This window comes from Heyndrickxia vini, from assembly GCF_016772275.1.
In the GTDB taxonomy this organism is placed as follows: Bacteria; Bacillota; Bacilli; order Bacillales; family Bacillaceae_C; genus Heyndrickxia; species Heyndrickxia vini.
In genome coordinates this window covers 3,647,058-3,659,863 of record NZ_CP065425.1, presented here as the reverse complement: position 1 = coordinate 3,659,863, position 12,806 = coordinate 3,647,058, and the positions used below count along the sequence as shown (strand labels likewise).

General features: G+C 36.1%; 10 protein-coding genes and 1 pseudogene. 6 read left to right on the top strand and 5 right to left on the bottom strand.

The annotated features are described in order from the left end of the window. Nucleotides 1–193 precede the first annotated feature (193 nt). Both rlmN and I5776_RS18215 read left to right on the top strand, forming a co-directional pair. Complete coding sequence (gene rlmN / locus I5776_RS18220; RefSeq protein WP_202777937.1) at nucleotides 194–1,255, top strand: dual-specificity RNA methyltransferase RlmN; 1,062 nt, start codon at nucleotides 194–196, stop codon at nucleotides 1,253–1,255. Nucleotides 1,256–1,400: 145 nt separating this feature from the next. Further along, nucleotides 1,401–2,735: pseudogene (locus I5776_RS18215) on the top strand (IS3 family transposase). Between the two features lie 78 nt (nucleotides 2,736–2,813). On the opposite strand, the gene I5776_RS18210 reads toward I5776_RS18215, so the two are convergent. Then, on the bottom strand, nucleotides 2,814–3,239 hold the full coding sequence (locus tag I5776_RS18210; RefSeq protein WP_202777935.1) for a universal stress protein: 426 nt from the start codon (nucleotides 3,237–3,239) through the stop codon (nucleotides 2,814–2,816). Between the two features lie 594 nt (nucleotides 3,240–3,833). Between I5776_RS18210 and I5776_RS18205 the strand changes: the two genes are divergently transcribed. After that, on the top strand, nucleotides 3,834–4,457 hold the full coding sequence (locus I5776_RS18205; RefSeq protein ID WP_202777933.1) for a 3'-5' exonuclease: 624 nt from the start codon (nucleotides 3,834–3,836) through the stop codon (nucleotides 4,455–4,457). Between the two features lie 195 nt (nucleotides 4,458–4,652). Next, the gene (locus I5776_RS18200; protein ID WP_213085684.1) at nucleotides 4,653–5,414 is read left to right on the top strand and encodes a stalk domain-containing protein; all 762 of its coding nucleotides are present in this window, start codon (nucleotides 4,653–4,655) and stop codon (nucleotides 5,412–5,414) included. A gap of 100 nt (nucleotides 5,415–5,514) precedes the next feature. Here I5776_RS18200 and I5776_RS18195 read toward each other — a convergent pair whose 3' ends face one another. Both I5776_RS18195 and I5776_RS18190 read right to left on the bottom strand, forming a co-directional pair. Further along, nucleotides 5,515–5,709 carry a YbdD/YjiX family protein gene (locus tag I5776_RS18195; RefSeq protein WP_202777929.1) on the bottom strand — a complete coding sequence of 65 codons (195 nt, stop codon included), beginning with the start codon at nucleotides 5,707–5,709 and terminating at the stop codon, nucleotides 5,515–5,517. Nucleotides 5,710–5,713: 4 nt separating this feature from the next. Beyond that, nucleotides 5,714–7,789 (bottom strand): carbon starvation CstA family protein, encoded by a 2,076-nt coding sequence (locus tag I5776_RS18190; RefSeq protein ID WP_202777927.1) that lies wholly within the window; start codon nucleotides 7,787–7,789, stop codon nucleotides 5,714–5,716. A gap of 339 nt (nucleotides 7,790–8,128) precedes the next feature. On the opposite strand from I5776_RS18190, the gene I5776_RS18185 reads away from it, so the two are divergent. Beyond that, on the top strand, nucleotides 8,129–9,391 hold the full coding sequence (locus I5776_RS18185; RefSeq protein WP_202777925.1) for an ATP-binding protein: 1,263 nt from the start codon (nucleotides 8,129–8,131) through the stop codon (nucleotides 9,389–9,391). Between the two features lie 162 nt (nucleotides 9,392–9,553). Beyond that, nucleotides 9,554–10,549 carry a S8 family peptidase gene (locus I5776_RS18180; RefSeq protein WP_202777914.1) on the top strand — a complete coding sequence of 332 codons (996 nt, stop codon included), beginning with the start codon at nucleotides 9,554–9,556 and terminating at the stop codon, nucleotides 10,547–10,549. A gap of 46 nt (nucleotides 10,550–10,595) precedes the next feature. Here I5776_RS18180 and I5776_RS18175 read toward each other — a convergent pair whose 3' ends face one another. Together I5776_RS18175 and I5776_RS18170 are read right to left on the bottom strand one after the other, a co-directional pair. Further along, complete coding sequence (locus I5776_RS18175) at nucleotides 10,596–11,888, bottom strand: CitMHS family transporter (protein WP_246483836.1); 1,293 nt, start codon at nucleotides 11,886–11,888, stop codon at nucleotides 10,596–10,598. A gap of 229 nt (nucleotides 11,889–12,117) precedes the next feature. After that, entirely contained in the window at nucleotides 12,118–12,801 is a 684-nt protein-coding gene (locus tag I5776_RS18170; RefSeq protein ID WP_202777912.1) for a response regulator, read from the bottom strand. Nucleotides 12,802–12,806 lie beyond the last annotated feature (5 nt).

Sequence of the window (12,806 nt, the reverse complement as noted above, 5' to 3'; positions counted from 1 at the left end):
TTAATGTGGCTTATTTCTATTATCTGATTTTTAGGAGCAATACAATAGTTATAGGAATAAAAAATAAAAAAGGATGTATGTGGCTTTTAAAATCTTGGAACAATAAGGAATTGAGGGTTAGTGATAGAAAATCGTTCTTATTTCATGTAAAATAGAGGTTATGCGTAAAGTATCTTTGAAAAGAGGGTAACGAATGAATAAACAATCCATCTATGGATTAACAATAGAACAACTGACAGAGTGGTTTTTGGAAAACGGGCAAAAGAAATTCCGGGCACAACAAGTGTGGGAATGGTTATATAAAAAGCGTGTCAAAAGCTTTTCAGAAATGAGCAATATTAATAAAGAATGTATTCAGCTTTTAGAGGAACAGTTCGAAATGCATACACTACAACTAGAAATTAAACAAGAATCAAAGGACGGAACTGTTAAATTTCTATTTAAATTACCAGATGGCAACCTAATCGAAACAGTATTGATGAGACAAAAATACGGTCTCTCAGTGTGTGTGACAACACAAGTGGGCTGTAATATCGGATGTTCTTTCTGTGCTAGTGGAATTTTGAGAAAAAATCGTGATTTAACGAGCGGTGAAATCGTCGAACAAATTATGAATGTTCAGCTTCATTTAGACGAAGTTGGAAAAGATGAAAGGGTAAGCCACGTAGTTGTCATGGGAATCGGTGAACCATTTGATAACTTTACAAACTTAGTTACATTCTTGAAAAATATCAATTCACCGAAAGGGTTAGCAATTGGTGCAAGACATATTACCGTTTCAACGAGTGGACTAGCTCCGAAAATCTATGAATTTGCTGACTTAGACTTACAAGTGAACTTAGCGATTTCTTTACATGCACCAAATAATGAATTACGTACACAAATTATGAAAATTAATCGTGCGTATCCATTGGAAAAATTAATGCCAGCGATTGATTATTATTTGGAAAAAACAAATCGCAGAATCACTTTCGAATATATTCTTTTAAACGATGTAAATGACCATAAAGAAGAAGCATTACAGCTCGCAAAGCTACTTCAAAATAAACGTCACTTAGCCTATGTTAACTTAATTCCTTACAACCCAGTAAGTGAGCATATTCAATATAAAAGAAGTGAAAAGGAATCCATTTTGGGATTCTATGATACATTGAAGAAAAACGGAATCAATTGTGTTGTCCGTCAAGAGCACGGAACAGATATTGATGCAGCATGCGGTCAACTTCGCAGTAAACAATTAAAAAAAGCAAAATAGAAAAGTATTGAAGATGCAGGAAATGAATAAATAAAAAAGGAGCATGGAAAATTAAAATGTACCCTATAGAGTGGACACTTAAAAAAAGTGTCTTTCTATAGGGTTCTTTTTGTATAATTAAGAAAAAAATAGACTGGGGAAAATTATGAGTAAAAAGTTTTTTACAGAAAGAGAGATAAAACTACTATCAGGAAATCCTTATGTAAAATCTGTTAGTTCAAAGGGAATTACTTATACAGATGAATTTAAGGAACTATTAGTTACTGAGAATAGTAAAGGCAAGTTGCCAAGGGAAATATTTGAGGAATGTGGATTTGATATTAATGTTATTGGTAAGAAAAGAATGCAGTCAGCAGCGGATAGATGGCGTATAGCTTATCGAGAGAATGGAGTAAGTGGTTTAACTGATACTAGGAAAACAAACTCGGTAGACCTTCGGAAAGAGAACTTACACTTGAGGAGAAATATGCTCGTTTAGAGGCTCAAAACAACTTATTAAAGGCAGAAAATGAATTGCTAAAAAAGATCAGATTTGCAGAAAGGGGGTTAAAGAAAAACAAATAGCTTTACAGCCATACCAGAAGTATTTACTCATTCGTTCTGTTATAGAGAAATACAAACTTTACAGAATGACTAGTTATTTATGCGATTTAGCTGGCGTATCTAGAAGCGGATATTATAAATACTTTACTATACTTCAGTGGAAAAAAAAAATCAAAGAGAAGTGAAAGATCAAAAGGTCAAGGAAATTGTTTTAAAGGCTTTTAATTTTAAAAAACGCAAAAAAGGGGCTCGTCAAATCAAGATGACATTGGAGGGTCAATTTAATGTTGTCTACAATTTAAAGCGTATTAGACGAATAATGAAGAAATACAATATTATTTGCCCTATTAGAAAAGCAAATCCATATAGACGAATTATGAAGGCTACACAGGAACATAGAGTAGTACCCAACCTTTTAAATCGTGAATTTAAACAGGATATCCCATACAAAGTTCTTCTAACAGATATCACTTATTTATTTTTCAGTAAAGGTCAGAAAGCTTACTTATCTGCGATAAAAGATGGATCCACAGGAGAGATATTAGCCTATCATGTATCCGATCGGATGACTATTAATTTAGCTACAGACACCCTTAAAAGACTACAAAAAAATAAACATTTTAAGAAAGCAAAAGATGCCTTAATCCACTCAGATCAGGGAGTACATTATACACATCCAAATTTTCAAAAATCAGTTAAGAAACTAGGATTGCGACAATCTATGTCAAGAAGAGGAAACTGTTGGGATAACGCTCCTCAGGAGTCATTCTTTGGCCATCTTAAAGATGAAGCCTCTATTAAAGCATGTACAACACTAGATGAATTGAAAAGAGAAATTAAGCAGTACATGGCCTATTATAATCATTACAGATATCAATGGAATCTAAAAAAGATGACCCCTGTTCAATACAGAGATCATCTTCTTAGAACTGCCTAACCTTTTTTAAAAATGTCCTTTACAAAGGGTACATTTTAAATTTCCAAGCTCCTTTTTTTGTATAAAATAGTTATATTATTATTTTACAAGTAATACGGGAATAGGGGATTTCTGAACGATCACATGACTAACGCTATCAAAAAATTCCTTTATTCCACTTAAGCCTCTATTGCCCATAATAATTAAATCATTTTTCTGGTTTTCTATATGATCTAAGATCGCTGGTATTGGTTGTTTGTCTACCACATGTTTATGAATAGTATTAGGTAGTCCGGATAGTTTACTCATTGCTTTTTCTAACGTTTCCTCAGCATATTCATTCAACTTATCCTGGGTTTCCTGAATAATAATCCCTGAAGTATACGTAGGAATAGGAAGTTGAACAGCATATAAAATATCAATTTCTGTTTCCGGACTTCCTTTTGCTATTTCTATCGCAGTTTCTAATGCTTTGTTAGAAAGATCCGTATCATTATAAGCCACTAAAATTTTTGAAAATAACATAATAAACACCGGCCCTCTATTAAAGTAGGGTGGAAATAATCCCCTCTTTTATTATATACCCCGTCAATTCGTAAATAAATCATTTTGGGTAGTTGACACTTTTTGTTCATTTGTCTAGGCTGTTTTCACAAACTTTGTTGCTATTGATCAGTATGAAGGTGATTTCCGCTACAGGGTGCTCGCTTTCCGCGGGGCGGGCGGTGAGCCTGTCTAGTTCCGGCGGCTATCGACTAGCAAACTTCCGGTCACCTCCCTACGATAAGTCATCATCGATTCACCCTTTGGGTTCATCGTGATTCCTTTATCTCAGTCGCTGCCCTCCAGTTTGTACGTCGATAAACAGGCCGCCTCTACTTTTCTAACTCCTCATCGCTACGCTCTTGCGGGGTCTCATCTGTCCCGCTGATCCCGCAGGAGTCTCGACTTCCTCCCCGCGGAAAGCAGGTTCCTGCAGCGGAAAGGAACGGTCTATGTTCCCAAAAACAACAAGGATATCTAAAAAAGTTCTTATGTAGTTCAAGGTGGAAAGGGTTAGGGGATTTATAATACAATATAGTTTAAAGATAAAATGATTTTTTTGGAAAGGAGCGGCACATGAATAATTTCATCGCACTCGATTTTGAAACAGCTAATCGTAATCGATATAGTGTTTGTTCAGTAGGAATGGTATTTGTAGAAGAGAATAAAATAGTCGACTCTATTTATTCACTAATTGATCCGGAAGAGCCATTTGATCGAATGAATATATCGGTTCATGGCATTCAACCTTCTGATGTTGTAGGTGCTCCGACATTTCATACATTCTATCAATCCATTCAACATCGAATAGAAGATCAAGTAATTGTCGCACATAATTTAGCCTTTGACGGATATGTTTTAAGAGATAGTCTGAATCGATATAATCTACCGCCGGTTCCGAGTAAGTTGCTTTGTAGTTATCAGCTATCAAGAAGATTAATAGGAGGCAAGTCGAGTTATTCACTTAAATCTGTTTGCGATCATTATGGCATAGATATCCTCGATCATCATCACGCATTAAGCGATGCACAAGCATGCGCCGAAATAATGATTCAACTAACTACTGAATTTGAACTATATGATTTGGATGCCATTTTTTCTAAAACAAATATTAAAGCTGGGGAAATTGCTCCAGGTTACTATCGTTCCTCACTAGTCTCTTCCAGCAAAAAAAGAAAACGGGATGTGTCATCTTTTTAGATGTACATATCCTTTTTTTTATGAAAAAAATATACCTCATCTTTAACATATTTAACAATTGTATACATAAGTATATTGTCATAGGAAATTTTCCTCTATGCCAATTGATTACAAATTTGGTATAAAAAAATAAGGAATTGTTGGTAATGTATGACAATAATTCATTTTTATTAAAAATGATGGGGGAGAAAAAGGGTGAAGATGAGTAAGAAGGCATTTGTGTCAATTTTGGTCGTATGCAGTTTAGTATTTGGTGCGATAGGTGCCGGTGCTGCAAGTAAATTAATTAAAATTACGGCATACCAAAATCCAGCAATTAAAGTAACAGTTGACGGAAAGAATCTAGCGATTAAAGATGGGAAAGGAAAAGCTGCCAAAGCGATTCAATATAAAGGTACGACTTATGTTCCTGTAAATTCAATCGCTTCAGCAATGCAAAAACCGATTTCTTATGATAGCAAAAAGTCAACATTCAAAATTACGAAGGCACCTGTAAGTAAAAAAGGCATTATCACATTATCGAGTGATTTCAGCGAAAGCTCCGTTACAAATAGTTTAAAAGCAGATGCGGTAGCGTTAATCAAACTTTATGCAGATGAAATTGTTTCTGGAAAAACAACTAAATTTAATAGTTATGTAGATAAACATATCATTGAGAAGACTTCGAAAAACTATGTTTTAGGCCGTAAATACAATAAAGATAAATATAAACAACAGATTACAAATGTTAGAAAAGTAAATAATGCGGATAAAAGAAAGAAATATTCTAGCGCTTTGAAAAAAGTCACTACATCAAAATTAAAAAACTCGTATTCCTATAAATCTGGCGGCAGTGCAAGTTTTGATTTCAGTTTCTACCCAGATGGCTGGACAGCAACAAGTAGTGTACATGTAAGTTTAGGATTTACAAGATTAGAAAGTGGTAAGTACGTTTTACAAACGATATATATAAATTAATAAAGAAAAGAAGCAGATGTGCAAAAGACATCTGCTTCTCTTTTTTTATAGGTAATAAAATATTATTTGCGTCTTTATAAGAAAGGCGCATGCGCTTTTTTTAACAGCAACGATTAACTTTTCCGCTTTCATATCTTTCCTTTAACGCATACATATAGTACTCCTTTTCAGACATGATTGGCTCATTCGGATGCTTCCTTGTCTGATGTGCTACATAATTTTGATAGTTTGGTAAGCCAAAAATCGTTTTGATATGACAGGGGATTTTGGTTATTGTTTGAACTAATTTCTTCATTTGCTCACCTTCCAATCGGTATGTTCGGATATTTTGATGGTACGTAAGGTGATTCATGCAATACTGATTTTTTCTTCTTTACCAAAATGTTATACCAAACTCTAAAGGAAGCTATAACCATTAATAACACAATTGCGATAAAAATCATCGTCAATACTGCATCCAATCGATCGTTGAATACAATTTGCTTCATGACATCCATATCGGTTGCAGGTGAAATTACTTTGCCACTGTCAATTCCGTCTTGATAAATTTTAGCATGGGCAAAAAATCCGATTGCGGGTACTTTTGAAAAAAGTTTCATAAATGCCGCTGTTAAGGTTGTGACAGTTAAAAAGACATATGGGATAATGGTCACCCATGCATAACGTGCTTTCCCCATTTTAATAATAATCGTTGTAGCGACAGCAAGTGCGATGGCGGCTAACATTTGGTTCGAGATTCCAAATAATGCCCATAAGGAGTTAATACCGCCAAAAGGATCAACCGCCCCTTGGTAAGTTATATAAGCCCAACCGATTGTGATAATAGCAGAAGCAATGATATTGGCGAAAAGATTATTTGTTTTAGCAAATGGTTTATAATAATTCCCAACTAAATCCTGTAACATAAACCTTCCGATACGTGTCCCCGCATCAATGGTTGTAAGAATGAATAAGGCTTCAAAGAGAATGGCGAAATGATACCAGAAGGCCTTTGCACCTGCTAAAAAGCTTGTGAAAATCTCAGCCATTCCGACAGCTAATGTTGGTGCACCACCCGTTCTGGATAAAATAGAGGCTTCGCCAATATCTTTAGCTGCATTTGTAATATCATTTGCTGTTACTTGGAAACCCCATTCCGAAATGACAGTTGCTGCACTAGTTGCATCGCCTCCAATAACAGCTGCCGGTGCATTCATTGCAAAGTAAAGACCGGGGTGTAAAGAGCAGGCTGCAATTAATGCCATGATGGCAACACCGGATTCCATTAGCATACCGCCGTAGCCGATAAATCGGGAATGAGTTTCCTTTTCAAGCATTTTCGGGGTTGTGCCCGAAGAAACAAGAGCATGGAAACCAGATACAGAACCACAAGCAATTGTAATAAATAAAAATGGGAAAAGATTTCCCGCGAATACTGGTCCTGATCCATCAATAAATTTACTAATCTTAGGCATGTGCAATTCAGGAAGTACAATTAAGATTCCTACAGCCAATAGGAAAATAACACCGATTTTTAAAAAGGAACTTAAGTAGTCACGAGGTGCCAGCAAAAGCCAAACTGGTAGAATGGAAGCGACAAAACCATATATCCCAATCATCACGGCAAGCTGTCCACCAGTAAATGTAAACATTTTCGCTAATTCCGGATCCGCGGCAATAAACTGTCCGCCCCAAAGTGCAAGCATCAGTAATATAAAGCCAACGATAGAACCTTCTAATACTTTCCCTGGACGTATGTACCTCATGTAAATACCCATAAGAATAGCAATCGGAATGGTTGCAGCAATAGTAAATACTCCCCAAGGAGAACCGGCAAGCGCTTTCACGACGACGAGGGCAAGTACCGCTAATAAAATAATCATAATAGCTAGAATACCGATGGAAGCAATAATCCCACCAAATGGTCCTACTTCCTCTTTTGCCATCTGTCCAAGTGATTTTCCATTTCTTCTCATGGAGCCCATTAAGATAACAGCATCTTGTACAGCTCCAGCTAGTACGACACCAATGATAATCCAAAGTGCACCAGGTAAATAGCCCATTTGTGCGGCCAATATTGGACCTACAAGGGGTCCCGCACCCGCAATTGCAGCGAAATGATGGCCAAATAAAACCCATTTATTTGTAGGAACGTAATCTTTTCCATCATCATTAACTTCCGCAGGTGTTGCCCTCTTATCATTTAGTTTAAAAATTTTATACGCAATAAATTTACTATAAAAGCGGTAAGCTACTGCATAGGTACAAACAGCAGCTACAATTAACCAAGCAGCCGAAATGGTTTCTCCGTTTGCAAGGCCAAGTAAGGCAAATGCAACTGCTCCAAAAATAGAAATAGCTGTCCAGATCAATATTGAAAGTAATTTCTTATTCATGTGTTTGTCTTCCCCTTCCTAAAAAAATAGAACATTTGTTAACATCTACCCTCCTTTGTTTAGAAAAATTAAAATATTTATAATTATAGAAATAATAACCGAGCTAACTACTTCAATCAATATGCCGTGGGACATATTTTCCTTTTTTATAAAAAAATTTTTCGACAAATTCCTACCTTTTCGATCTTGTTTAATATTTCTATTGATTTCCACTTTCATCTATAAGCTTGCAAAACTAATAATAAGTTTTATCATGGTCTTTTTTAATAAAGGATTTTCCCGATTTATATCGAATCTTACTGTAAAGACATCATAGTTTTCAAAAGGGGTTCAAGTTTGATGGAATTTCAGTTCGAAAGAATCTTACTTCAAGTGTTAATGGTGTTATTTCCCTTCGTACTATTTTTAGTTTTTGCGAATGGTAAAATTAATGATCTGAAACGAAAGATTATCTTTGGACTTATGTGTTTGTTAAGCATCTCGCTATCACTGACTTTTGCCATTCAACTAGGAGAGGGGAAATATCTTGATTTGAGATATATCCCATGGTATCTATCCTTCATATACGGAGGAAATATAGTAGGCATTATTGTTTCATTGTTTTACATTATTGTCCGTATTTTTATGGGGGGACTTGGAATGTTTCCTGCCATAAGCGTAATGATTATCGGATGCATATATATCTATCGAATACGAAAGCAATTTTTTTCTTGGACATTAAAAAAGAAACTAATCTTTTCATCTACGTTATTATTAATTGCGTCACTTTTACTTCCGATAATCGGAAGTATAGTAATGCCGATTAGTATAACATCAATAAAGCTATCCATTTACATATCATACTTATTAGAAAATGTAATAGTTACCTGGATTGTTATTTATTTAATTGAATCACAAATTGAAAAAACAGCTTTACAAAAAGAATTTCAAAACGCAGAAAAGTTTAATGTGATTGGGCAGCTTGCGGCAAGTGTTGCTCATGAAATTAGGAATCCGATGACGAGTATTAGAGGATTTATGCAAATTTTACAAGCCTCCACCCACTTATCTAGGTCTGAAAAGGATTATATAAAAATTTGTATAGAAGAAGTAGACCGAGCAAATTCCATCATTGCTGACTATTTGGCTTTAGGCAAAAGTCAATCAAATGAAGTCAGTAAGCTAGATATCATACGTGAAATAAATAAGGCTGTACGCTCTTTATCAACATTTGCAACGCTTAATAATGTTCAATTAAATTTTGCACAGAAGTTGCCAATCTATCTAGCTGGAAATAGTAGCAGGGTTCAACAATTGCTTATTAATCTAATTAAAAATGGAATTGAAGCATCAAGTGGGAATGGAATAATAGATTTAGAGGTTACTGCTGATCATAAGCATGTGTACATATCAATATCTGATAATGGAGAAGGGATGAGCAAAGAGTCGATGGAGAATTTTGGACTGCCTTTTTACTCCACAAAAGAAAAAGGAACCGGACTGGGACTAATGGTCTCAAGGCAAATCATCGATGAAATGGACGGCAATATACAAGTGAATAGCACGAAAGGAGTAGGAACGGTCTTATCCCTTACTTTCCCGCGAATACGGAAAGGGGTGTAGGCCTTTTTTGTCATTCGATCACTTCTTTAGTAGAAAACTAGGAATAATGATTTCGTACAATAGAATCATTTTTAGAAAATTCAGTAAAGTATCTTGTTTTTTAAAATGAATCTATTACTATTAAAGAAAGGTTTTCAATCTCTTAATGAAAGGGGAAAGACGATGGAAAAAAAGTTAATTCCTTATAAGGTAATAGAGATTGTTGATTCAGTAGAGGAAAATATTCCGGCAGGTATTGGAGTAATCCATGCGGAGGAAGTTTGGGAAAAAGGTAATTATGGAGAAGGTATTGTGATTGCCGTCATTGATACAGGCATTGACAAAACACATCCTGATTTAAAGGAACAAATTATTGAAGGGAAAGATTTCACGAACACAGGTGATTATCAAGATGATCACGGACATGGAACACATGTATGTGGAACAATCCTGGCAGCGATAAATCATTATGGAGTGGTAGGGGTCGCACCAAAGGCAAAGGTTTTAGTCTTAAAGGCATTGGATGGAAATGGACAAGGGGATATCAAGTGGATTAATGCAGCGATTGACTATGCAATTAATTGGGAAGGTCCGAATAAGGAGAAGGTCTCCGTTATTTCCATGTCCCTAGGCGGACCGGAAGAGGAAGAAGAACATCAATTGATTCAAAAGGCGGTTCAAAATAATATTCTAGTCGTTTGCGCTGCGGGGAATAGTGGTGATGGAAAAGATGATACGGATGAAATGGACTATCCGGGAGCATACCCTGAAGTTGTACAAGTTGGAGCAGTTGATTTAGAAAAGAATTTAGCGGATTTTTCAAATACGAATGATGAAATCGATTTAGTTGCACCGGGGGTTGAAATTTTCTCCACTTATCCAGGTGGGAAATTCGCCAAGCTATCAGGAACTTCTATGGCAACTCCACATGTAAGTGGTGCGGCTGCTTTAGTCAAAAATATTGCTGAAAAAGAATTTGATCGTACCCTAACGGAAGCGGAGCTATACGCACAATTATGCAAAACGACCGAAGATCTTGGTCTTAGCAAAAAAGCACAAGGTAATGGTTTATTAAACTTTTCAACGGCGCAAGAAAGCGGTGAAAAGGAAATTACCATTACGATAGAATCCAAAAGTCTGCAATTGCCAGCACAAACGGTTTCGGTTGTTTATAAATAAAGCCCGGAGGAAATGACCTCCGAGCTTTTTTTCATATTTTACATTTTTATAAAGGAATAATTGATAATAGTAACGCGACTACTATCATGACGACTGTTGATCCACAAGCCCATTTTAGGAATGAACGTTGTAAATCGCCAAAATCCGCGCCGACCATACCAACTAATAGGTAAGTTGAAGGAACTAATGGGCTTAATAAATGTACAGGTAATCCTAAAAGGGATGCCCGTCCAATCATAGCGGGATCAATTCCATAACCGCTAGCCGCCTTAGCAAGTAAAGGAAGTACTCCGTAGTAAAATGCATCGTTTGACATGAAAAATGTAAATGGTGCACTGATAATTGCCGTAATCAATGCAAAATGTGAACCAAAGGCATCGGGAATATGAGTAATCATCGTGTTTGCCATAGCATCCACCATTTTTGTCCCTGATAGAATACCAGTGAAGATCCCTGCTGCAAACACCATGGATACAACAGATAAAGCATTATCTGCATAGTGTGCAATACGTTCCTTTTGGTCACTTAATTTCGGATAATTCATCGTTATCGCGATAGCGAATCCAATCATGAATAAGACAGTTGTAGGTAGTACTTCTTTGATTAATGCAACTAAAAGCAAGATGGTTAGCGCGTAATTTACAATAATGAGCTTCGGACGTTTTAAAGAAGCTCCCTCTGATGTAACAGCAATCTCAGCCATCGTGCTGTAATCAATTTTAAGAATACCTACTCGTTTGCGTTCTTTTCTTCCAAGACAGAAGGCCATAAATAATACGAATAATACGCCGCCAATCATAGAAGGAATAACAGGTGTAAAGATGTCTGACATTTCAAGATGCAACGCGGTCATTGCTCGTGCAGTCGGTCCACCCCATGGAAGAAGATTCATGACCCCAGAGGCGGATACCGCAATACCAGCAAGTACTAGCGGTCTCATGCCGATGCGTTTATATAATGGAAGCATCGCTGAAATCGTAATCATGTAAGTTGTTGTTCCATCACCATCAAGGGAAATTAATAGCGCAAGAATTGCCGTCCCTATTGCTATTTTTACCGGATCCCCTTTCACCACTTTTAGGATGGTTGAAATGATTGGATCGAAGACACCCGCATCGATCATGATTCCGAAAAATAGAATCGCAAACAGAATCATAATTCCTGTCGGAGCTACACTTTTTATGCCTTCCAGTGCCATAGGGCCCATTTTACTCCCAAATCCGCCAATAAGAGCGAAAATAACTGGAATCACCATAAGGGCAATCATGGCTGAAAGTCGCTTGGTCATAATTAAAATCATAAATATGATAATCATTAAAAATCCTAATATTGCTAACATGATTTTCACCTCTCTTGTTTGTATATTGAGTATAGGTGAAATTTTCAGTATTGTAACCGTTTTCACAATAAAGTGATTAAAAAGATTTAAATTCATTTTGCTCATTTTGCTCACGCGAGGACCCACTAGATTTGGAGGTGCAGAATTGAAGAGTTTGATAGAAAGAGTAATATTCCATTTAAAGAGAGGATGATCCAAATTGTGCCTTTATCTTTGGATCATCCTCGTATCAAATTGGATAGTATTTTCTCTCGGGTCTCCCCACAATGCCATAAACGACTCCCGCTTTTGCTTCTTGTACAGATGAAAGATATTCTAAATATCTGCGAGCTGTCGATCGGGAGGCACCGATTTCATTTCCAACCTCTTCGGCAGAAAGACCGTCTCTTTTTATTTGAAGAACCGCTTTCACTTTTTCTAAAGTGATTTCATCAATCCCTTTTGGTAACTTTGCTCTATTTCCACTACTTTCTTTCTTTTCATATCCAAATAGTTGATCAACATATTGTTGGTTAACTACATGATTGGATGTAAGAATAGAGCGCTTTTTAATAAATTCTTGAATAACGTCTTCAAATTTTTCCATGCTCACAGGCTTGATTAAATAATTCTCTACCCCATAACTTAGGGATTTTTCAAGGAAGTCTTTATCTGTTGCGGCAGTGATCATGATAATGCTTACTTTTGGAAATTCCGATCGGATGATAGGAAGCAAATCAGTTCCTAGCATATCAGGCATGTATACATCTAAAAGCAACAGATCAGTTTTCATTGTCCTAAGTAATTGTAAAGTTTGTTCCCCGTTCAGAGATTTTCCAACTACGTTAATTTCCTCGAACTTTTCCAAAAATTTTTCGTGAATATTTGCTATCCGAAAATCATCTTCTGCAATGACTACATTTAATTTAGACAATCTTA